Raw genomic sequence first — 19,568 nt, 5'->3', positions numbered from 1 at the left:
TATCTACGTTTATAAGGTTGTTGGTGTGTCCCCGTGTGAGGGTTGGTGTCGTGGGGGGTGGGGCTATGGGGTCGTGGCTGAGGAGGGAGTTCTCCTCGGTGCATGAGGTGGCTGTGTTTGACGTGGATAGGTCGAGGTCTGACGTGGGGTCTCTGGGGGAGCTTGTGGGGTGGGCTGAGGTTGTTGTGGTGGCTGTTCCTTTCTGGGAGGTTGCCGGGGTTTTGAAGTCTCTTGCGCCTCTGTCCTCGGGGAGGCTTGTGATGGATATAGCGACCTTTAAGGAGGGTGTGGCCGAGGCTTACCGCCTCTTTCCGCCGGACGCGCTCGTGGCTTCGGTTCACCCGCTTTTTGGCCCTGGTGCGCCTTCTATAAGGGGGCAGAGGGTGTTGGTTATGGAGGTGCCCGGGCGCCGGGGGGCGGCTGAGGCTTACCGCTTCTGGGCGGAGCTGGGGGCTAGGGTTGAGTGGGGGGATTTGGAGAGGCACGACTTCTACGTGTCGAGGACCATAGCCCTGAGCTACGCCGTGGGGCTGGCCCTTGCGAGGGTGTACGCCGAGCTGGGGGAGGAGGTCTTTAGGTACGGGGGGACTTCTTTTAGGTACCTCGCCACCTTCGCCTTCTCTCTGCTCCGTGATCCCAACGCGTTGAGATACGCGGAGAAGGCGCCCCTTGAGGAGTTTGTAGAGGCGCTTAGGAGGGGGGACGCCCCGCGTCCTCTTAGGGATCCCGACGCGGCTTACAAGGCGTTTTACGAAGCTCTCAAGGCTATAGAGGCGGTGGGTGACATTTTTAAATAGAGTGGGAGTTGCTCGGTATGATTCCGCCGAGTTTTGACTACGTGAGGGCCTCTTCTCTGGGGGAGGCCTTGAGGATCTTGGATAGGGAGGAGGGGGCCGTCCCCCTCGCCGGGGGGCAGAGCCTCGTTCCCTTGCTCAAGTTGAGGGCCGTCTCCTACAGATTGCTGGTGGATATTGGGCGGCTGGCTGAGCTCCGCTATGTGAGGTATGGGGACGAGGTGGCGGTGGGGGCTTTGGCTAGGCACTACGAGCTGGAGGAGTCGCCGTGCCCCTTTCTTAGACAGGTGGCGTCGAGGATTGGGGATGTGCAGGTCAGGTCGCTGGGGACCGTCGGCGGCTCTCTAGCCCACGCCGACCCTTTCGGCGACTGGCCGGCGGCGGTGCTGGCTTTAGACGCGGTGGTGAAGATCGTCGGCCCCGCCGGGGTCCGCGAGTTGGGGGCGGTGGAGTTTATAAGGGGGCCGTACTCCACCGCGTTGGGGAGGGGGGAGCTTGTGGCTGAGGTTAGGTTTAGGTGCCCTCCTCGCGGTGCGTACGTCAAGTTTTCCAGGAGGCATAACGACTTCGCGCTGGCGGCGGCCGCCGTCGCGGCTGAGGTTAGGGATGGCCACGTGGTGTGGGCTAGGGTGGCGGCGCTGGGGGCTGGGGAGGCGCCTAGGAGGCTGAGGAAGGCCGAGGCCGTGCTGGCGGGGGCTCCGCTGAATAGAGACACAATCGCCGAGGCGGCTGAGGCGGCGAGGAGGGAGGCTGAGCCGCCCGGCGATTTCCGCGCATCTAGCGAGTACAGGCGGGCGCTGGTTGGGGTGGCCGTGAAGAGGGCGCTGGAGAGGTTATGAGGATTGCGCTGAGGGTAAACGGGGTTCTTCACGAGGTGGATGTGGAGCCGAGGAAGTTATTAGTGCACCTCTTGAGGGAGCTGGGCTACACCTCTGTGCGGATTGGTTGCGACACGGCGACGTGCGGAGCCTGTACTGTAATTATGAACGGCAGGCCTGTTAAGAGCTGTAACGTGCTTGCGGTGCAGGCGGACGGCGCCGAGATATACACCGCCGAGTACAGCGACGAGGTTATGCAGAGGCTGAGAGACGCCTTTAAGAGGCACCACGCCGCTCAGTGCGGCTTCTGCACCTCCGGCATGTTGATGACAGCATACCACCTGGTGAAGAGGGGCGTGAGGTCTGAGGAGGAGATTGTCGAAGGCCTCAGCGGCGTTTTGTGCAGATGTACGGGGTACCAGAACATTGTAGAGGCGGTGAGGGAGGCGGCGGGGGTATGAGGTACATCGGGAGGCCCATACCGCGCGTCGAGGACGACGTTATTCTCAGCGGGAGGGCCCAGTATTTAGACGACATCGAGCCCCCCGGCGTGCTCTACGCCGGTTTTGTGAGGTCGCCCTACGCCCACGCCAAGGTGCTGAGGGTAGATCTGTCCGACGTAAGGCAGTCGAAGGGTGTGGTGGCGGCGTTCGGCCCCGGGGAGGGGTTCGACTTCGCGCCGGGGGGCAAGGTGCGGTACCAGGGCGAGGCTGTGGCCATGGTGGTGGCTCGGGATAGGTACTTGCTACAAGACGCCATTGAGAAGGCTGTGGTGGATTACGAGCCCTTGCCTGCCGTTGTGGATATGTTCGAGGCGATGAGAGAGGGGGCGCCTCTAGTCGACGAGAGCCTGGGCACGAACATCGCCTACGAGGCGGTTTACCAGGGGGGCGATGTTGAGAAGGCCATGAGAGAGGCCGAGGTGAGGATTGAGGGGAGGATTTCGACGCAACGCCTAGTGCCTTCTGCGATGGAGCCGCGGGGCGTCCTGGCGGTGTATGACGGGCACAGCTTGACTATTTGGAGCTCGACGCAGGTCCCGTTTGATATTAGGAAGGAGGTTGCGAAGCATCTCGACCTACCCCTCTCGAGGGTGAGGGTCATACAGCCCTTCGTCGGAGGCGCCTTCGGCTCCAAGCTCTTGGTGTACCCCGAGGAGCTCTGGGTCTCCAAGGCGGCTTACCTCATGAAGGCCGCCGTGAAGTGGGTGGCCACGCGGACCGAGGACTTCAAGACGACGACGCACGGCCGCGCCCTGGTGCTGGATTACAAAGTCGGCGCGGCGAGAGACGGCAGGGTGCTGGCCATAGAGGGCGTTGTGTACGCCGACGCCGGCGCCTACTACTGGGGGGAGGGGCTCGCAGACACTGCGGCGCAGATGTTGCCCGGGCCCTACGACATACGCCACGGGAGGGTGAGGGCCGTGGCTGTGTTGACTAACAAGACTCCGCTCAGCGCGTACCGCGGCGCGGGGAGGCCGGAGGCCACCTTCTTCATAGAGAGGATTATGGACCGCCTCGCCGATGAGCTGGGCCTCGACCGGGTGGAGATTAGAAGGAGGAACCTCATAAGGGAGCTACCCTACACCAACGTCTTCGGCATAACATACGACACTGGGGACTATCCAGGCACTTTCGAGAGGGGGCTGGAGAGGCTCGGCTACCGCCAGCTGAAGAAGTGGGCAGACGAAGAGTTTAAAAAGGGGAGGGTGTTGGGGGTTGGCTTCTCCATATACGTCGAGATAACCACATTCGGCTTCGAGGTGGCTGTGCTGAGGGCTGAGAGAGACGGCAGCTTCACCCTCTACACGGCCGTCACTCCCCACGGCCAGGGGCTCGCCACGGCGCTTGCGCAAGTGGTCGCGGACGAGCTGGAGGTGCCTATGGAGAGGGTCAGAGTTGTGTGGGGCGACACGGCGTATGTGCCCGACGGCATTGGGACTATGGGTAGCCGCTCAATAACGGCGGGCGGCTCCGCCGCGGTGTTAGCCGCCAGGAAGCTGAAGGGGGAGCTGGCAAAGGCCGCTGAGAAGTTGCTCGGATGCAGGCCGGAGTACAGGGAGGGGTCGTTTATCTGCGGTGGAAACAGCCTCTCCATCAGCGATGTGGTAAAGGCCGTCTATAGAGGCAAGGTGGAGGCTAACTTGACGGTGGAGGCGGTGTACCAGGCGGACGCCACCTTCCCGTTCGGCGTCCACGTAGCTGTGGTTGAGCTGGATCCCGAAACCGGGTTTGTGAAGCCCCTCCTCTACAAGTCTTACGACGATGTAGGCGTCGTGGTTAACCCGTTGCTGGCCGCGGGGCAGGTCATGGGCGGCGCCCTGCAGGGGATCGCCCAGGCGCTGTATGAAGAGGCCATATACGACCAGTCGGGCAATTTAGTGACGGCGAACCTCGCCTTTTACTACGTGCCCACGGCGGCTGAGGCGCCTAGATACGAGGTGTACTTCGCAGAGCCGCATCATCCCTCTAAACACCCCACCGGCACCAAGGGCATAGGCGAGGCCGCCGCCATCGCCTCCACTCCGGCGGTGGTAGCCGCGGTGGAAGATGCAATTAGGAGGCTGAAGCCCGGTGTGAGGATCGACAAGACTCCCATAACGCCTGAGGAGATCTGGAGAGCCTTGAGGTGAGGTGTGTAGGCGTCGTCCTCGCGGCCGGCGGATCCACGCGCTTCGGCGGCGACAAGCTTTTGACAAACTTCAGAGGGCGGCCGCTGGTCTGGTGGCCCGCTGAGGCGTTGCGGGAGGCGGATCTCGAGACGTATATTGTGGTCAATAGGCGGGAGGTGGCGGAGGCCGCGGGCCCCCTCGCTGGCGTTATCTACAACCCGTGGTGGAGAGGCGGGCTGTCCACAAGCGTAAAGGCGGCCGTAGCCGCGTTGTACGACAAGCCTTGTATTGTGTGGATGCTCGGCGACATGCCGTGTGTCTCCCCCTACACAGTACGCAGAGTTACAGAGGCTTGCAGATCTGGCTTGGCCGTGCCTGTGTATAGGGGGGCTAGGGGGAACCCGGTGGCCTCTGCTAGAGATGTCTACGGGCTGGCGCTGGGGCTCGCGGGGGACGTTGGGCTGAGGGCTCTCCTCGGCGCCGTGCCCGTGGCCTATGTCGAGGTGGAGGATCCAGGCGTGGTTATAGACGTCGACACGCCGGAGGATTTGGAAAAACTCGCCTCTAAGACCTGCCCAGGGCCCTCGCCAGCTCCCTAGCCTTGGCCACCAGCTCTCTAAACTGGTCAAAGGTGAGCTGCTGCTTGGCGTCGCTCCACGCCTTGTCGGGATCTGGATGCACCTCGACTATTAGGCCGTCCGCCCCCGCGGCGAGTATGGCGAGGGCTAGCGGTATTACGTAGCGCCTGTCGCCGGCTGGGTGGCTGGGGTCGCCGATGACCGGCAGGTGTGTCTGTTGCTTGGCGTAGGCAATGGCCCCCACGTCTAGAGTAAATCTAAGAGTTCTGTCAAACGTCCTTATGCCCCTCTCCACAAGCACCACGTCGCCGTTGCCGTGTAGCGCTACGTACTCCGCCGCCAGCAACCACTCATCTATCGTATTTCCAAACCCCCTCTTGAGCAGTACGGGCTTCCCCGCCCGCCCCAGTTTTTTAAGAAGGGTGAAGTTCTGCATATTCCGCGCCCCCACCTGGATGGCGTCTGCGTACTTAGCCACCAGGGGGAGGTCCTCAGGATCCATCAGCTCGGTGGTGATGGGGAGGCCCGTGGCGTCTCTCGCCTTGGCTAAGAGGACGAGGCCTCTCTCGCCGAGCCCCTGGAAGGTATACGGGCTTGTCCTGGGCTTGAAGGCGCCGCCTCTCAGCGCGTCGCCGCCGGCCTCCTTCACCACTTTAGCCGTCGACAAGATCTGCTCCTCTGTCTCCACAGAGCAGGGCCCTGCTATTATGAAGATCTTCCCCTCTTTAATTTCCCTATCCCCAATCTTGACCGGCGTGGGGTCGCGCTTCCACTGTCTAGAGACCAGCTGGTAGTCGGTTTTCAGATCCACCACGGCCTTAACGGGCGTCTTCAGCCCCTCGACTTTGGAGCCGGGCGGCGTGGCCACTATGTAGTTGCCCCAGAGCTCTACATACCACGCCGGGATGCCCCTGGACTCTATCTCCTCCCTCAACGCGCGCCCCCTCTCACGCGTGTCGGCGATATAGAGCATATGTAGAGAAACCTCGGTCTTTATAGCTATTTCAGCTTTGTGAGAAGCTCCACGAGGGCTGCGGAGACCGCCTCTTTTAGGGCTTGGGGCGTCGCGATCCCCTCCCTGTAGTCTTTCTCTAGCGCCTCGGCTGATTCGTACCTCCTCCCGCCGACCTCCAGAGGCCCTCCGTACGGAATTAAGAGGTAAGCCGCTATTTCAAACACCGGGTTGAATCTAGTCTCCTTTGGGGGGCAGTAGGCGGCCCACACCTTGCGCCTCACCTCCTCCTCCGAGTCGGTTATAAATATGGCGCTCTGGGGCTTCGACTTGGACATTTTATACATGGCGTAGACCTCGTCTATCTCTCTGTGGCTACCCTCCATCCTGCCGGTGCCGGACAGCGATGTTATTATCGGAGTGTGAAGCGCCACAGGCTTCTTGAAGCCCAGCTTCTCCGCCACGTCGCGGGCCAGCATGTGGGCCCTCCGCTGGTCCATGCCCCCCACCGCCACGTCCACCCCTAGGTAGAAGATGTCGGCTACCTGCATAATGGGGTATAGCAACTTGGAGAAGTCTAGCTCCACCTCCTCAGCCCGCCTCCCCATGACAGGCGTGGCCCTCCTCACCCTAGCCAGAGAAGTCTCCTTTGCGATCTTCACCACCAGCTCCCAGTACCTGGGGTCTTTCGCCACCTCGTCGCCGTAGACATATCTAAACCTGCCGATTTTATCCAGCACGGCCCTGATCTTCTCGCCCTGGGCCCTCAGCTCCTCCACAGACCCCTTGTCGTTTATCCACGCGTGCCACGTAGCAACCAGCACCACCACGTCGAAGCCAGCCTCCTTGAGCTCCGCCAGCTTGTAGGCCCAGATAAGCCACCCGATGTGTATAGGCCACAGAGGCTCGAAGCCTAGATACGCCAAGCCGCCTCTCAGCGCCTTAAACTCCTCGACGGTCACCACCTCTTCTATATTTCTCAAAAGCTTCTCCATAGAGGAGCCACCTCACCTATTTATTAAGATGTTGCCTAGGTCAAAGGTTAAATATGGCTATTTTCGTCAGTTACATGTCCCAGGGGTATCTGCTGTCGGGGTGGAGAGGAGAGCCTCTGAGCTTGAGCCTCTGATCTGCAAGGCTAGGAAGTACGTCGTGTTGATGGCCGGCTACGATCCCGGCATACACCTCGGCTCCTCCCTCTCGGTTATGGAGATAGTGGCGGCGCTGTACGGCACCGGACGCGTAAAGTTCAACATGGCCAACGGGGTGCACAACCGGAACTACTTCGTGCTGTCGAAGGGGCACGCCATACACGCTGTCTACGCCCTGGCCGCCGCCATGGGCTACCTCACCCTCGACGAGCTTAGGGAGACCGGCAGCCTTGGGAGCCGCCTCCAGAACCACCCAGAGGTGGACACGCCTTTTGTAGACGTGGCGAACTCAGGATCGCTGGGGCAGGGTATTAGCCTCGCCGTGGGGCTGGCCCTCGGCCTGAAGATCAGAGGCGAGAAGGGCAGAGTCTATCTAGTGGTGGGCGACGGGGAGCTTGACGAGGGGCAGAGCTGGGAGTCCTTTGCCGTGGCGGCTCACTATGGCTTGACTAACCTAATCACCATCGTCGACTTCAACGGAGTGCAGCTAGACGGACACAGCGAGGAGGTTTTGAGAAAGGGAGATCTGGCAGGTAGGTTTAAGTCGCTGGGCTACGAGGTGTTTGAGGTAGACGGCCACGACGTCGGTCAGATAATATCTGCTCTAGAGAAGGCCGAAAACGCCGGGAGGCCAGCCGTGATTATTGCAAAGACGGTGAGGGGGAGGGGGGTGGCCGAGATAGAGGACACCGCTAAGCAGAGGCTTTCGAGAGACGACGCCCTTAGATACGCGGGGAATATATGCTAGACATAGAGTCTTTAACCCCTAGGGAGGCGCTGGGGCGGGCTCTGGCAGATCTAGGCGACTTGAGGCAAGACGTCGTCGTCCTCGTAGCCGACACTGGAGAGACGACCCGCGCCAAGTTCTTCGCCGAGAGGCATCCCGAGAGGTTTTTCAACGTTGGCATCGCGGAGCAGGCGCTGGTGGGCATCGCCGCAGGGCTGGCCATAGCAGGGTTTATGCCCTACGCCCTGACCTTCGCCGCCTTTATGACAAGGGCGTGGGAGCAGGCGAGGAACTCCGTCGATAGGCTCGCCCTGCCGGTGCGCCTAGTGGGGACACATGCAGGCTTCGCAGATGCGTACGACGGCCCCTCCCACCAGGCGCTGGAGGACATAGCCCTATTCCGGGTCCTGCCGAATTTCACGGTGATCGCCCCGGCTGATTCCTGCGAGGTGTACAAGGCCGTCACGGCCTCGGCGGCTTTGAAGGGGCCTGTCTACATAAGGGTGGGGAGGGATTTCCACATACCCACCACCTGCGGGCTATACGACAGGTTTGAGGTGGGGCGGGCCTACACAGTCGCGGATGGGGGCGACGTGGCTATATTCACCACGGGGGCTGTGTTGCCCTTCGCCGTGGAGGCGGCCCAGTTGTTGAGAGACAGGGGGGTTTCCGCCGCCGTTGTGCACTTCCCCACTGTGAAGCCGCTGGACTACTCCGCCGTTGAGAAATACGCCGCCTCTACCGGCGCTGTGTTGACCGTGGAGGAGCACATGGTCTACGGCGGCTTCGGCTCCGCAGTCGCCGAGTATCTATCGCAGACTAGGCCTACTAAGATGGCTATAATGGGGCTTAAGTCCTACGGGAGGACAGCCAAAAGCCCCCAGGAGCTGTATCAGTACTTCGGCCTCACGCCTGAGAACATAGCGGCGAGGGCGGAGGAGTTGGTTAAGCTGAGATGAGGAGGTTTTACTACCGACACAGCAGGGGGGTCACAGAGGTGGTGGTGGGGAGGGGGGTCAACTATAGCGATTACGTGGAAAGGCCGGTGGTTGTAATTGAGGAGGGGCTTAGAAACCCCCTCCCCGGCGCGCCCGCCCTGGTGCTGAGAGGCGGGGAGTCTGTAAAAAGCCTCGATGTGTTGACTCAGGTATATCAGTTCCTCCACGACGCAGAGGCCGACAGGAGCTCCACCCTCGTGGCAGTGGGCGGGGGGGCCCTGCTCGACCTGGCCACCTTTGCCGCGGGGACGTATATGAGGGGCATACGCCTAGTCCAGGTCCCCACTACGCTACTGGCCATGGTGGACGCCGCGCTGGGTGGCAAAGGCGCGGTGGACTGGGGCCCTGTGAAGAACCTCGTGGGGGTGTTTCACCAACCCGCCGCGGTTCTCAGCGACTTGGAGTGGATCAGCTCACTGCCGCAGAGGATCTACGTCTCTGCCTTTGCCGAGGTCGTCAAGTACGGAGTGGCGCTGGACGGCGACTTCTACGAATGGCTCATGCGCAACGTCGACCCCCTCCTCGGGAGATCTGAAGCCGAGCTTGAGGAGGCGGTTTTCCGCTCCCTTAGGCTGAAGGCGGCTGTGGTGGAGGCTGACGAGTTCGAGGAGAGGGGGATTAGGCAGGTGCTGAACGTCGGCCACACGGTGGGCCACGCATTGGAGCGCGTCCTCGGCTTGCTACACGGCGAGGCCGTGTCGCTTGGCATCGTCGCAGAGCTCCGCCTGTGGGCGAAGCTCGGGTACCTAGCCGAGAGATACGCCGAGGAGGTGAGGGCCCTCCTCGCCGCGTTCGGACTCCCCACGGAGGTTAAGGCCGACAGAGAGCAGGTCGAGGCGGCTAAGAGCCTCGTTAGGTACGACAAGAAGAGGAGGGGGGACTACATATACGTCCCGGTGGTGGTTAGGCCCGGCAGGTGGTTTCTAGAGAGGCTGAGGCCGGGGGAGGTGGCCGGGGCTGTGGAGTATGTACTGTCTTGAGGCTGGGCGTCTAGAGGGGAGGTTCGCGATGCCCCCCTCGAAGCCGATGGCGCAGAGGCTTCTCCTCGCCTCGGCGCTGGCCGAGGGGGAGACCGTCGTGAGGGGCGTCGAGTGGAGCGACGACGCTGTGGCTATGCTCAGGGCCATACAGCCCATCTCAGTCCTTAGGGTGAGGGGGAGCGACGTTGTCGTCTCTCGACGTGAGCCGGACTTCTTCAGAGCCTTCAGCGTGGGCGAGAGCGGCTTCACGCTTAGAACAGCCGTCGCCCTCTACGCCGGCGTGCCCGGCGTAACCGCTGTCTACTTCGGAGGCACCCTCAGGGGGAGGCCGATAGACGACTTAATAGCCGTGTTGAGGAAGCTGACGGAAGTGGTTAAGTTACCAGGTGCCGTGGTTATACGGGGCAGAAGGCTGGGGAGGTTTAGAGTTGAGGTAAGGGCCGACGTCTCTTCTCAATACATATCCGGCTTGATGTTCCTAGCCGCGGCTGGGGAGGGCGGCGTAATTACGCCCGTCGGCGAGAGGAAGTCGTGGAGTTTTGTAGAAGCCACGGCAGATGTGTTGAGGCTTTTCGGCGCCAAGGTCGAGCTCGGCGACGGCGTTGCAGTAGACGGCGGGCTGAGGAGCCCCGGGGAGGTGGACGTGCCGGGGGACTTCAGCCTAGCCTCATACCTGGCTGTGGCGGCGGTGGCCACCGGCGGAGAGGTCGAGCTGACAGGCCGCCTAACTAAGCTCGACGCTACGCTTGTAGATATCTTCAGAGCCATGGGGGCAGACGTCAGTTATGATGGTCACGTGGTCAAGGCTAGGGGAGCATTTACAAAGGGTGTCGAGGTGGATCTAGGCGGAAACCCCGACTTGGTGATGCCGGTGGCGCTAGCCGCCGCCGTCGTAGACGACGTATCGACTATAAGAGGCGTAGAACATCTACGCTTCAAGGAGAGCGATAGGATAGCAACAGTCGCCGACATCTTGGAGAGGCTCGGCGTAGAAGTCCAGTATAGAGACGGGGCTCTGCACATCCGCGGCCCCCCCAGGCGTAGAGGAGTGGAGTTCAAAACACATGGAGATCACCGAATTGGGCTAATGGCGCTGGCCGCGTCTAGAATCGTGGGAGGCTGCGTAGACGATATAGGACCCGTCGCCAAGTCCTGGCCCTCGGCTGTGTTGTACTTCGCCGCGGGGGAAATCAATAAATAGCCGGCGCGTGGGGAGAGGCATGAGAATTGTCGTCACGGGCGGGGCAGGCTTCATCGGGAGCCACCTAGTGGATCGCTTGGTGGAGATGGGGCATGACGTGGCGGTGGTGGATAACTTGTCAAGTGGGAGGAGGGAGTTTGTAAACAAAGCCGCCGAGTTGCATGTAAGAGATTTAAAAGACGCCGACTGGGGCGTCGGCATACGCGGGGAGGTGGTCTTCCACTTCGCGGCTAATCCAGAGGTTAGACTATCCACAACCGAGCCTGTGGTTCACTTCAATGAGAACGTACTCGCCACTTTTAACGTGCTTGAGTGGGCGAGGCAGACGGGGGTGAAGACTGTGGTATTCGCCTCGTCGTCCACTGTGTACGGCGACGCCGAGGTTATACCGACGCCGGAGGAGGCGCCTTATAAGCCGATTTCCGTCTACGGCGCCGCCAAGGCGGCGGGGGAGGTTATGTGCGCCACGTACGCCAGGCTCTACGGAATTAAATGTCTAGCGATTAGATACGCCAACATAGTGGGCCCCAGGCTTAGGCACGGCGTCATATACGACTTCATTATGAAGCTTAGAAAAAACCCCAACGTGCTGGAGGTGCTGGGCGACGGCACCCAGAGAAAGAGCTACCTCTACATAACAGACGCCATGGACGCCACTATCCAAGCTTGGCAGAAACTCGAAGAGGAGAAGGAGCCGTACATGGCGCTCAACGTGGGGAATCTAGACGCCGTTAGAGTTCTCGACATCGCCAAGATAGTGTCTGAGGTCCTCGGCCTAAGGCCCGAGATTAAGCTAGTGCCGGCGACTGAAGACGGGAGGGGGTGGCCAGGCGATGTTAAATACATGACGCTGTCAATATCAAAGCTGATGAAGCTGACGGGCTGGAGGCCGACTATGACCAGCGCGGAGGCCGTGAGGAAAACAGCCGAGGATTTGGCGAGGGAGCTATGGCGGACACTGTAATATCAGCCGCGCTCCTCGCGGCTGTGATAATCTACACCTGGCTCAGACACCGCAGGTCTAGTTGCCGATCTTGACAACTCTCCTGCCGATGTGAGATGCCTTGGGGGTCTCCTCCAGCAACCTAGGCAATTCGGCAAAGCTGTGGGTTGTGTACACGGGCTTCACGGCGCCTGTCGCCAGTAGCCGAAGAGCCTCTTGCAAATCCGCCCTCCCTCCCTGCAGTACGGGGAGGAGCTCCACCTCCTTTAGGATTAGGAGGCCCAGCGCGATGGGAGTCGGCTGGGGATCTACGTTGCCTATCAGTGCTATCCTGCCGCCCCAGTTCACGGCGCGTATAGTCTGCTCCAGCGTAGGTCCTCCGACTGACTCAACAGCGCCGTCCGCGCCCCCTAGTTTCTTAACCTCGTCAGCAAAAGATTTCCCAGTGATCACGTGGTCTGCGTATTTAGCCACGTATTCAGCCTTCTGGGGGCTTGTAACAGCCACAACCCTCGCGCCGTATGCCTTGGCGATCTGCACCGCGTGTATCCCCACGCCGCCTCCCGCCCCCGTGACTAAAATCTGGCGGCCGGGGGAGACGCCTATCTTCCTCACGCCCCTAACCACGGTGGACAAGACACATGCGGCATAGGAAGCCGCCTCGAGAGATACGCCAGGCGGGATCTTCACAAGCGATTTCCTATCCGCAGAGATGTACTCGGCAAAGGCCCCCGGCAGGTCCTCGCCGTATACCTTTCTGCTTCTACAGAGGTACTCCCTCCCCGTTCTGCAGAATTCACACTCGCCGCAGAATTCATATATCATCCCAGCCACCGCGTCGCCCGGCTTAAACTCGTCGACTCCCTCGCCCACCTCCTCCACCACCCCGGCAAATTCATGACCGGGGACCATGGGCAACTTCACCCTTTGAAAGCCCTGTAGCGCCAGGTAGTCTCTATAGCAAACTCCAGCCGCGGCGACTTTAACCAAAACCCTCCCCGGCCCCGGTTTGGGTTTCTCCAACTCCACAAGACTGGGGGGCTCTTTAAAATTCTTCAGTAGATACCCCCTCATTACTGAGGTGCCTATCCGGTGTTTTTATTTATTCTTCCGCCTCGACGGCCCTTACGCCTATGCCGAAGAGCCTTCTAAACACCCTGTCGATTAGACGTATATAGGCGCCCCTCTGTCCAATAAATGCGCCGAATTCGCTCCTCCTTACCTGCACCTGTAGCTCAGGCCCGGCGAAGTCCACATCTGTTATATGTTTAGATATCCAGCCCACGGGGTGTATAGCCCTAATCCACTGTTTAAAGTCCAGAGACATCTCCAGAAGCCTAAGCCTCGCCCCCACCTCCCCCTCAATCGTCTTTATACGCTCACCCCCCCGGCCCACGACCCTCCCCAGCTGCCCCTCCTTTACGATAATAATGGCGTCGGGAACGTTCTCCCCCTTAATGCCGAGGGAGTCCTTGTCAGCTCTAAACTCCACCGCGGTTATTATGTCGGCGTCCGGGGCGAATATCCTCGCGGTTTCGTATATATACCTCTCCGTCTCCGAGAGGTGGCGCTTCCTCATCCTCAGCTCAAGCGCCAGCTTTATCCCCCGCCTCGCCCCGGGCCTTACGATGTCCTTAACACCCAGGTCCACCACCTCGGCCTTCTCCTCGCCGAGAAGCGCCTCGCGGAGGAGGGTTGCGCCGTCCTTCTCCGCGTCTGTGGGCTTTTGGAAAATGGGGTCGCCGGCGACGATCATCCTACTCCCCCTCCCCAGCCTTATCAAAATCTCAGCCGCGCTCTCAGGCCTCACGTTCTGCGCGTCGTCTAGAAAAATCACGCTGTCGTCGAAAGTGCGGCCCCTGAGATAGGAGACGTCGGTCACAATCACCTTCTCCTCCTTAAGCAAGCCCTCGATGTAGCTCCTCTCGGCGTAGGGCCCCAGTATGTCTTCGAGATAGGCCGCGGCGATGCGGTAGTACATCTCGCCAAGCTTCTCCGGCGTCAGCACCTCGCCAGTCGCCACATCTACAATAGGCCTCGCGATGATGAGGCGCTTAGCCCTCCCGCCCTCCACCGCCCATATGCCGTAGGCGATGCTGATAAGCGACTTCCCAGTCCCCGTCGGGCCGAAGAGGCCAACCAGCTCGTTGTTAGGATCCCTCAAGACGTTCACAGCCCTCTCCTGCCCCACCGTCATCGGCTTAATCTTGTCAAACATAAGACGCCAGTATAAAAAGAGCTTAAAAACATTGAAATAACCAATGTCGATGGATAGGCCAGCCGTCGCCGTCGCCGCGGTGGCGGTGAAAAACGGCGAGGTTGTCCTAGTCAAGAGGAAGTACCCGCCGAACCCAGGCAAGTGGAGTCTGCCGGGGGGCCGCGTGGAGCTAGGCGAGAGGCTTGAAGAGGCGGTGCTGAGGGAGTTGAGAGAGGAGACGGGCCTGGCGGGGAGGGTCGTCAGATTCCTCCAGCCCGTCGAGTATATAGAGAGGGAGGGCCCCCGGGTGAATTACCACTTTGTAATCCTCGTCTACCTAGTGGAGCTGGGGGGCGACGCCAGTCCCACAGCCAGCGACGACGCGGAGGACGTCGCTGTGGTGCCGGTTGGGAAGGCTCTTGAGATGGACTTGACAAAAACCACCAGGGAGGTTTTGGAGAGGCTACTGTCTAAGTTTTGAAATTCTGAGATACGCCTCCTCCACAGCCCTGCCGACTAGTTGCCCCACGGGTGCCATCTCCACAAGCGCCTTTATAGTGGTGCCCCCCGGCGTTGCCACGTACTGCGCCAGCTTCTCCAGGGAGAACCTATCGTCGAGGGAGGGCATGCTCGCCATTAGGGAGAGGACCACCTCCCTAGCCAAGTCCCAGGGTATCCCTATGTTCACCCCCGCCCTAATGAGGGCCGTCGCGAGCTCTGCAACAATTGCGGGGCCAGAGCCGAGCAACACCGTCAACGGGTCTATAAGCCTCTCGTCGACCCAGAACGTGGGGGCGATGTAAGACAGCAGTTTATTAACCTCCTCGTCGTAGGCGCCAGCTACGGCTATGGCTGTCAGCCCCACGTTTGTCATCGCCCTGTAGGGCCTCGACGTGAGTCTCCTCAGCGACTCAAGGGTGGCGCCCGCGACGAAAGATATGAGGGGCTTATCCACGTAGAAGGCCAGCTCCGGCAGGTTGGCCGGCTTGACGGCGACCATAAGCACGTCGCTGTTCTCAACGACAAGTCTGTTGTCGGTATACACCTCAAGCCCCAGAGAGGCGAGGCGTTGTCTAGACCTCTCCGTCTTTACAGAGGCGAGGACCCTCACGCTGTTGCCGTGTAGCCTAAGCGCTATCTGCGAGCCCAACTTACCAGCCCCGATAACCCCAACCGTCAGCTGGGGGACGCATGTGACGAGAAAAACACTTATTTAAATAGTTAAACAAGGAGCTATGTACTTCGCCGTCATCGGCGCCCACGTCCGAGGGAAGTCTGCGAGCCCAGCCATGCATATGGCGTCGTTCAAAGCGCTGGGCATCAACGCGGTGTACATAGCCATAGACGTGCCGAGGCAGGAGCTGGGCTGCTTCGCCCAGCTGGCCCGCCTAAACTTTAGAGGCTTCAACGTAACGATCCCCCACAAGGAGGGGGTGGTGAAGTTCCTCGACGCGGTGTCTGCCGAGGCCCGGGCCGTCGGCGCCGTCAACACAGTCCTCGTGGAGAGGAACCTCCTGGTGGGCTACAACACAGACGCCCACGCGGTGTACCACCTAGCCGGCGGCTATATGAAAGGCGCCGACGTCTATATAATCGGCGCGGGGGGCGCCGCCAGAGCAGCGCTCTTCGCCGCGGTGAAGGCGGAAGCCAGGAGGATATACATCACAAACCGCACGGCCGAGAGAGCCGCGTCCCTCGCCGAGGAGTTCCGCCAGAAGTTCGGACGGACAGTAGAAGCCGTGCCCTGGGGAGGTGGCGTGAAGGCCGACGTCGTGGTAAACGCCACCCCCATACACGACGCGGTACTCGCCGACCTCGGCGGCGCCTCGCTCTACGTAGACTTCGTCTACATACCGACTCCAAGGACTAGGATGGTGGAGGAGGCCCGGAGGCTCGGGGTGCGGGTGGTGGACGGCGTCGACCTCCTGGTGGAGCAGGGAGCACAAGCCGAGAAGATCTGGCTCGGGGTGGAGCCAGACAGAGAGGTGATGAGGAGGGCGGTGGAGGAGTTCCTGGGGATATGAACACCTTCGGGAGGGAGTTCAGGATTACCACATTCGGCGAGTCCCACGGCAGGGCCTTAGGCGTGGTGATTGACGGAGTCCCCGCCGGCCTCCCCATCTCCGAAGAGGACATAAGGAGGGAGCTTGACAGGAGGATGTTCTGCCACATCCACTGGCTAAACCCCAGGTGCGAGCCCGAGGAGTTTGAAATACTCTCAGGAGTGAAAGACGGCCACACCCAGGGCACCCCCATCGCCATTGTGATCTGGAATAAGAAGGCGATATCTAGCTACTACGACGAGCTCTGGCTGAAGCCCAGGCCGGGGCACGCAGACCTCGCCTACTACCTCAAATACGGGAAGTTCTACGACCACAGAGGCGGGGGGCGGGCGTCGGGGCGCACCACCGCCGCGGTGGTGGCCGCCGGCGCCGTGGCGAAGAAGTTGCTAGCCCAGCTGGGGGTGGAGGTGGCGGGGCACATAATCGAGCTGGGGGGCGTCGAGGTAAAAGGAAGCTACACCTTCGACGACGTTAAGAAGAGCTGGGAGAAGCCCCTCCCGGTGGTAGACGGCGAGGCCCTAGCCGCTATGCTCGAGTTGCTGAGGAGGGCCGCGGCTGAGGGAGACAGCGTTGGGGGCGGCGTGGAGGTTTGGGCAGTCGGCGTGCCGCCGGGGCTCGGGGAGCCCCACTTCGGCAAAATAAAAGCGGAGCTCGCCATGGCCGCCTTCTCCATACCTGCGGTGGTGGCGCTGGACTGGGGCGCCGGCAGAGCGCTGGCCAAGATGAAGGGAAGCGAGGCCAACGACCCCATAATAGTAAAGGAGGGAAGACTCGCGCTAGAGAGTAATAAGGCAGGCGGCGTTCTCGGCGGCGTAACAGTCGGCGAGCCTGTATACTTTAGAGTTTGGTTTAAGCCAACTCCGTCAGTGCGAAAACCTCAGAAGACTGTAGACTTGGCCAAGATGGAGCCGACGATTTTAGAATTTAAGGGGAGATACGACGTCTCGGTGGTGCCAAAGGCCTTAGTAGCTCTTGAAGCAATGGCCGCTATTACACTGGCCGACCACGCGCTTAGGGCAGGCCTCGTGAGGAGAGACAAGCCGCTTAGAGATCCCATTGCGCGGTAAAACCCAAGTACTCTAGAGTTGGGAGCAACTAGGGACGTTGGCTTGAGATCCGCCTCTTATGTTCTTCTGTTTCTTAATCTCTTTATTTCATCTAATGACTCTACTATATCAAAAGATCTCTTACTAACAATATTAACTAATTGATCCCTATTTTCCAACATTACTCTATCTGATGTTATAAAATATCTACACTCGCTGTCCGACATGGCAGATGCAAGTATGAAAACATCACTTGGCCCCATCCATTGAAGCCATCCCCTCAAGCTATCTACATACTGACAGAAATCGTCAAAATTCTCCCTCTTTATAATATATAGCTCTATATCGCCGCTTTCTATATAGGAAATCACATCATCTAGCACTACTCGCTCCTCCCTTCTTCTTGATGCTAGGGCGCTAAGCTCCGCCAAGACGTAAGGAGAAATACGTATTTTAAACCTCCCACTTTTCACCAAATGGCTCGAAACCAACCTATTGAGTATATCTCCTTCAACTATCGTGCTTGTATCCAGGTGTATGTACTGAAGCGCCACACTACCCTAGCCCCAGATCTTTGAGAACTTGAAGCGCGGCGACTATATCCTCATCGTCAACCCAGGGTTTTATCCTGCGGGTAAGGCCCTTCGCCTCTTCGAGATTTCCCTTAACGGCTGCTAGCTCAGCCAACGTGGCGGCCACCTCCAGCGTGCGGAGGTCGATCTCGCCGAGGTATTCAAGCAATCCGTCGAGCTTCTGACATTCGGCACACTCCTCGGCGACGCGGCTGATGTACTCGTCGCCCTTCCTGGCGAGCCACATGTAGTCGTCTGCCAGCTGCGTGGAGTAGGGCCCGTGGAGGTACAAGTCAAAGACGTAGCCCCTCATAAGCCCAAGCCTCTGGAGGAAATAGACGGCCTTCTGCACTAAAACCCTGGTTTCAAACCCCCTATCGCCCTGATCCAATAGGTCCTGCGCCCTAATTCCCAATCGGTAGATGACGTAGGCCACGTTTTTTACCTCATCCACGGTGGTATAAGAGATAACAGGTATATATTCCTTATAGAGTCGACTGAAAACCTCGCCATTCAAGGCGAGGTAAAGCTTTTAGCTGGCTTCAATTTGGACAGCTGGTTAGGCGTTCTGTGGCCGTTCCGCTTCTGCTGGACGGCAACCAATACCTGGAGCTGGAGCTGGAGAGGAGGTACAAGAGGGCAAGCAGTTGGTGGTAAGCTACCTCGTGGAGAGGTACGGGGGGCCAGCTACTTCAAGGTGTGGAGCGAGGTGAAAGACTTGACTGGGCAGACCGGTCTGCCATCTGCCTATCAGCAATAGGCTGTGAAAGACGCCGTGGAGGCGTACAGCGCCTGGGCTGAAACAGAGGGAAAGCCCCCCGTGGTTAAGCGCGTAGCGCCTTACTCAGACGAGAGGACGTGGCACTTCGGCTCTCCCACAGCGGTATCGATAAGGCTCATGTCCGGCAGACACATCGTGGAGCTCTGGCCGCGCAAGAGGTTTTGGAGGTTTGAGTGGATGGTGATGACAGGAAGGGCCCAGAGATCGTCCACCATTAGGCTCAAGCGAGTGAAGAACAAGGTGTACGCCATATTCACCTACGAAGTGTAGCCAGAGAGGCCTAAAGAGCCAGCCGCCGTTATCGCCTTTGACGTCAATGAGAACACTGTGGTCGCGGCTAGAGTAGATTTGAAGGCCTCGGCCGATGTGGTGGCTAGGTGGAACGGAGAGTGGATGTCTCCGCCCATCTCGATTAAGGTGTTCCGTACCGACTTCGGCAGGCTGGCCAGGCGCTACGACGCGATCAGAAGGAGGTGGGCCGAGGAGCTCTCCGTGGAGATAAACGGAAAGAGGCTTTCCGGCACCCACACGAGGGAGTACAGAAAGCGCGTCAAGAAGCTGAGGGAGAGGGACAGGAAGCGGGATAGAGTGAACAAGATCGCCCACGAACTGACTAAGGAGCCGGCATTTCTAGTGACTGAGAATGTCGGTAAAAAGCCGCAGGAGGGGATGATTGAGGACAAGGGGAGCCCCCAGTTAAGGCACCGGATAAAGCAGACGCCTATCAAAACTGTGGTGGAGAAGACGAGGGATAAAGCCGCGGAGCGCGGCTTGAGGTTTGTGGTGGTGTCTTCGTACAGGAACTCCAAAACATGTCCCGTACACGGCGCAGAGCTTTCCTTTCCCCTCGGCCCCAAGATAGGCCTCTGCCCGCACAACCACTGGGTGCACCGGGATGTGGCCTCGGTGTTGAACATGCTGAGGAGGGCTGTGGAGAAGCTGGAGCCCGTGTGCGCAGAGGCGGTCAAAAGGGCGCTGTCAGCTGTAGACGAAAAGACGCTGGAGGAGTGGTCTCAGTACGTACTGGAGGCTGAGGGATACGTCCAATGGCCCGACGTGCTGGCCCGGGCCAGCCCCATGACCCCCGCCCGCCTGGGCGGGGGACGAGGGCACCTGTGAGCCGCTCTGAGGGGAACCTCCGCCCTTCAAGGCGGGG

At 59.9% G+C, this 19,568-nt stretch carries 23 protein-coding genes; 16 read left to right on the top strand and 7 right to left on the bottom strand.

Annotation, left to right across the window (positions count from 1 at the left end; all coding sequences use genetic code 11):
• Nucleotides 1-35: 35 nt before the first annotated feature.
• Genes P186_RS00890 through P186_RS00870 form a run of 5 tightly spaced genes read left to right on the top strand, consistent with a single transcriptional unit; the run spans nt 36 to nt 4,822 of the window.
• On the top strand, nt 36-797 hold the full coding sequence (locus P186_RS00890; RefSeq protein WP_014287482.1) for a prephenate dehydrogenase: 762 nt from the start codon (nt 36-38) through the stop codon (nt 795-797).
• 17 nt (nt 798-814) lie between these two features.
• The gene (locus tag P186_RS00885) at nt 815-1,633 is read left to right on the top strand and encodes an FAD binding domain-containing protein (protein ID WP_014287481.1); all 819 of its coding nucleotides are present in this window, start codon (nt 815-817) and stop codon (nt 1,631-1,633) included.
• Nucleotides 1,630-2,073, top strand: coding sequence for a (2Fe-2S)-binding protein (locus P186_RS00880; protein ID WP_014287480.1), 444 nt, complete (start codon nt 1,630-1,632; stop codon nt 2,071-2,073). The genes P186_RS00885 and P186_RS00880 overlap by 4 nt, the downstream gene beginning before the upstream one ends.
• Nucleotides 2,070-4,244, top strand: coding sequence for a glyceraldehyde dehydrogenase subunit alpha (gene cutA / locus P186_RS00875; protein WP_014287479.1), 2,175 nt, complete (start codon nt 2,070-2,072; stop codon nt 4,242-4,244). The genes P186_RS00880 and cutA overlap by 4 nt, the downstream gene beginning before the upstream one ends.
• Complete coding sequence (locus P186_RS00870; RefSeq protein ID WP_014287478.1) at nt 4,241-4,822, top strand: nucleotidyltransferase family protein; 582 nt, start codon at nt 4,241-4,243, stop codon at nt 4,820-4,822. The genes cutA and P186_RS00870 overlap by 4 nt, the downstream gene beginning before the upstream one ends.
• Here the strand turns inward: P186_RS00870 and aroF are convergent.
• Both aroF and P186_RS00860 read right to left on the bottom strand, forming a co-directional pair.
• A complete protein-coding gene (gene aroF / locus P186_RS00865; RefSeq protein WP_014287477.1) occupies nt 4,788-5,774 on the bottom strand; it encodes a 3-deoxy-7-phosphoheptulonate synthase in 987 nt (328 codons plus the stop codon). The genes P186_RS00870 and aroF overlap by 35 nt on opposite strands.
• Before the next feature lie 26 nt (nt 5,775-5,800).
• Nucleotides 5,801-6,748 carry a tyrosine--tRNA ligase gene (locus tag P186_RS00860; protein ID WP_014287476.1) on the bottom strand — a complete coding sequence of 316 codons (948 nt, stop codon included), beginning with the start codon at nt 6,746-6,748 and terminating at the stop codon, nt 5,801-5,803.
• Between the two features lie 100 nt (nt 6,749-6,848).
• On the opposite strand from P186_RS00860, the gene P186_RS00855 reads away from it, so the two are divergent.
• From P186_RS00855 to P186_RS00835, 5 genes are read left to right on the top strand one after another with little or no spacing between them, the layout of a single operon-like run.
• Nucleotides 6,849-7,652: a transketolase gene (locus P186_RS00855; protein WP_014287475.1), complete on the top strand. Its 804-nt coding sequence runs from the start codon at nt 6,849-6,851 to the stop codon at nt 7,650-7,652.
• Entirely contained in the window at nt 7,646-8,590 is a 945-nt protein-coding gene (locus P186_RS00850) for a transketolase family protein (protein WP_014287474.1), read from the top strand. Before P186_RS00855 ends, P186_RS00850 begins: the two co-directional genes overlap by 7 nt.
• Nucleotides 8,587-9,609 (top strand): 3-dehydroquinate synthase, encoded by a 1,023-nt coding sequence (locus P186_RS00845; protein WP_014287473.1) that lies wholly within the window; start codon nt 8,587-8,589, stop codon nt 9,607-9,609. The genes P186_RS00850 and P186_RS00845 overlap by 4 nt, the downstream gene beginning before the upstream one ends.
• On the top strand, nt 9,596-10,810 hold the full coding sequence (locus P186_RS00840; protein ID WP_014287472.1) for a 3-phosphoshikimate 1-carboxyvinyltransferase: 1,215 nt from the start codon (nt 9,596-9,598) through the stop codon (nt 10,808-10,810). Before P186_RS00845 ends, P186_RS00840 begins: the two co-directional genes overlap by 14 nt.
• A 19-nt stretch (nt 10,811-10,829) precedes the next feature.
• A complete protein-coding gene (locus tag P186_RS00835) occupies nt 10,830-11,774 on the top strand; it encodes an NAD-dependent epimerase/dehydratase family protein (RefSeq protein ID WP_148682571.1) in 945 nt (314 codons plus the stop codon).
• A 57-nt stretch (nt 11,775-11,831) separates the two neighbouring features.
• Here the strand turns inward: P186_RS00835 and P186_RS00830 are convergent, their stop codons facing one another.
• Together P186_RS00830 and P186_RS00825 are read right to left on the bottom strand one after the other, a co-directional pair.
• Nucleotides 11,832-12,827, bottom strand: a complete 996-nt coding sequence (locus tag P186_RS00830; RefSeq protein WP_014287470.1) for an alcohol dehydrogenase catalytic domain-containing protein — start codon at nt 12,825-12,827, stop codon at nt 11,832-11,834.
• A gap of 28 nt (nt 12,828-12,855) precedes the next feature.
• Complete coding sequence (locus tag P186_RS00825) at nt 12,856-13,971, bottom strand: PhoH family protein (protein ID WP_014287469.1); 1,116 nt, start codon at nt 13,969-13,971, stop codon at nt 12,856-12,858.
• Between the two features lie 49 nt (nt 13,972-14,020).
• Here P186_RS00825 and P186_RS00820 point away from each other — a divergent pair, with 49 nt between their 5' ends.
• The gene (locus P186_RS00820; protein WP_014287468.1) at nt 14,021-14,431 is read left to right on the top strand and encodes an NUDIX hydrolase; all 411 of its coding nucleotides are present in this window, start codon (nt 14,021-14,023) and stop codon (nt 14,429-14,431) included.
• On the opposite strand, the gene P186_RS00815 is transcribed toward P186_RS00820, so the two are convergent.
• Nucleotides 14,414-15,130 (bottom strand): pyrroline-5-carboxylate reductase family protein, encoded by a 717-nt coding sequence (locus P186_RS00815; protein ID WP_148682570.1) that lies wholly within the window; start codon nt 15,128-15,130, stop codon nt 14,414-14,416. The genes P186_RS00820 and P186_RS00815 overlap by 18 nt on opposite strands.
• A 55-nt stretch (nt 15,131-15,185) precedes the next feature.
• Here P186_RS00815 and P186_RS00810 point away from each other — a divergent pair, with 55 nt between their 5' ends.
• Together P186_RS00810 and aroC are read left to right on the top strand one after the other, a co-directional pair.
• A complete protein-coding gene (locus P186_RS00810; protein ID WP_014287466.1) occupies nt 15,186-15,974 on the top strand; it encodes a shikimate dehydrogenase family protein in 789 nt (262 codons plus the stop codon).
• Entirely contained in the window at nt 15,971-17,080 is a 1,110-nt protein-coding gene (gene aroC / locus P186_RS00805) for a chorismate synthase (protein WP_014287465.1), read from the top strand. The genes P186_RS00810 and aroC overlap by 4 nt, the downstream gene beginning before the upstream one ends.
• Before the next feature lie 56 nt (nt 17,081-17,136).
• Here the strand turns inward: aroC and P186_RS00800 are convergent, their stop codons facing one another.
• Together P186_RS00800 and P186_RS00795 are read right to left on the bottom strand one after the other, a co-directional pair.
• On the bottom strand, nt 17,137-17,613 hold the full coding sequence (locus P186_RS00800; protein WP_014287464.1) for a PIN domain-containing protein: 477 nt from the start codon (nt 17,611-17,613) through the stop codon (nt 17,137-17,139).
• Nucleotide 17,614: 1 nt separating this feature from the next.
• Nucleotides 17,615-18,085, bottom strand: a complete 471-nt coding sequence (locus P186_RS00795) for a hypothetical protein (protein ID WP_014287463.1) — start codon at nt 18,083-18,085, stop codon at nt 17,615-17,617.
• 93 nt (nt 18,086-18,178) lie between these two features.
• Between P186_RS00795 and P186_RS13710 the strand changes: the two genes are divergently transcribed.
• The 3 genes from P186_RS13710 to P186_RS14170 are packed head-to-tail and all read left to right on the top strand — an operon-like array spanning nt 18,179 to nt 19,531.
• Nucleotides 18,179-18,391, top strand: a complete 213-nt coding sequence (locus P186_RS13710; protein WP_158307118.1) for a hypothetical protein — start codon at nt 18,179-18,181, stop codon at nt 18,389-18,391.
• 3 nt (nt 18,392-18,394) lie between these two features.
• Nucleotides 18,395-18,682 (top strand): hypothetical protein, encoded by a 288-nt coding sequence (locus P186_RS00790; protein ID WP_014287462.1) that lies wholly within the window; start codon nt 18,395-18,397, stop codon nt 18,680-18,682.
• A gap of 57 nt (nt 18,683-18,739) precedes the next feature.
• Entirely contained in the window at nt 18,740-19,531 is a 792-nt protein-coding gene (locus tag P186_RS14170; RefSeq protein WP_014287461.1) for a zinc ribbon domain-containing protein, read from the top strand.
• Nucleotides 19,532-19,568 lie beyond the last annotated feature (37 nt).

Source organism: Pyrobaculum ferrireducens (assembly GCF_000234805.1).
GTDB classification, from domain to species: Archaea; Thermoproteota; Thermoprotei; order Thermoproteales; family Thermoproteaceae; genus Pyrobaculum; species Pyrobaculum ferrireducens.
The sequence above is the reverse complement of the archived record's forward strand: the minus strand, read 5'-3'. Positions and strand labels throughout refer to the sequence as shown.

What these genes read in the sequence shown, in the direction of transcription:
- P186_RS00885 (WP_014287481.1), top strand. Translation starts at nt 815, where the DNA reads ATGATTCCGCCGAGTTTTGACTACGTGAGGGCCTCTTCTCTGGGGGAG.
- P186_RS00880 (WP_014287480.1), top strand. Translation starts at nt 1,630, where the DNA reads ATGAGGATTGCGCTGAGGGTAAACGGGGTTCTTCACGAGGTGGATGTG.
- cutA (WP_014287479.1), top strand. Translation starts at nt 2,070, where the DNA reads ATGAGGTACATCGGGAGGCCCATACCGCGCGTCGAGGACGACGTTATT.
- aroF (WP_014287477.1), bottom strand. Translation starts at nt 5,774, where the DNA reads ATGCTCTATATCGCCGACACGCGTGAGAGGGGGCGCGCGTTGAGGGAG.
- P186_RS00860 (WP_014287476.1), bottom strand. Translation starts at nt 6,748, where the DNA reads ATGGAGAAGCTTTTGAGAAATATAGAAGAGGTGGTGACCGTCGAGGAG.
- P186_RS00850 (WP_014287474.1), top strand. Translation starts at nt 7,646, where the DNA reads ATGCTAGACATAGAGTCTTTAACCCCTAGGGAGGCGCTGGGGCGGGCT.
- P186_RS00845 (WP_014287473.1), top strand. Translation starts at nt 8,587, where the DNA reads ATGAGGAGGTTTTACTACCGACACAGCAGGGGGGTCACAGAGGTGGTG.
- P186_RS00840 (WP_014287472.1), top strand. Translation starts at nt 9,596, where the DNA reads ATGTACTGTCTTGAGGCTGGGCGTCTAGAGGGGAGGTTCGCGATGCCC.
- P186_RS00835 (WP_148682571.1), top strand. Translation starts at nt 10,830, where the DNA reads ATGAGAATTGTCGTCACGGGCGGGGCAGGCTTCATCGGGAGCCACCTA.
- P186_RS00830 (WP_014287470.1), bottom strand. Translation starts at nt 12,827, where the DNA reads ATGAGGGGGTATCTACTGAAGAATTTTAAAGAGCCCCCCAGTCTTGTG.
- P186_RS00825 (WP_014287469.1), bottom strand. Translation starts at nt 13,971, where the DNA reads ATGTTTGACAAGATTAAGCCGATGACGGTGGGGCAGGAGAGGGCTGTG.
- P186_RS00820 (WP_014287468.1), top strand. Translation starts at nt 14,021, where the DNA reads ATGGATAGGCCAGCCGTCGCCGTCGCCGCGGTGGCGGTGAAAAACGGC.
- P186_RS00810 (WP_014287466.1), top strand. Translation starts at nt 15,186, where the DNA reads ATGTACTTCGCCGTCATCGGCGCCCACGTCCGAGGGAAGTCTGCGAGC.
- aroC (WP_014287465.1), top strand. Translation starts at nt 15,971, where the DNA reads ATGAACACCTTCGGGAGGGAGTTCAGGATTACCACATTCGGCGAGTCC.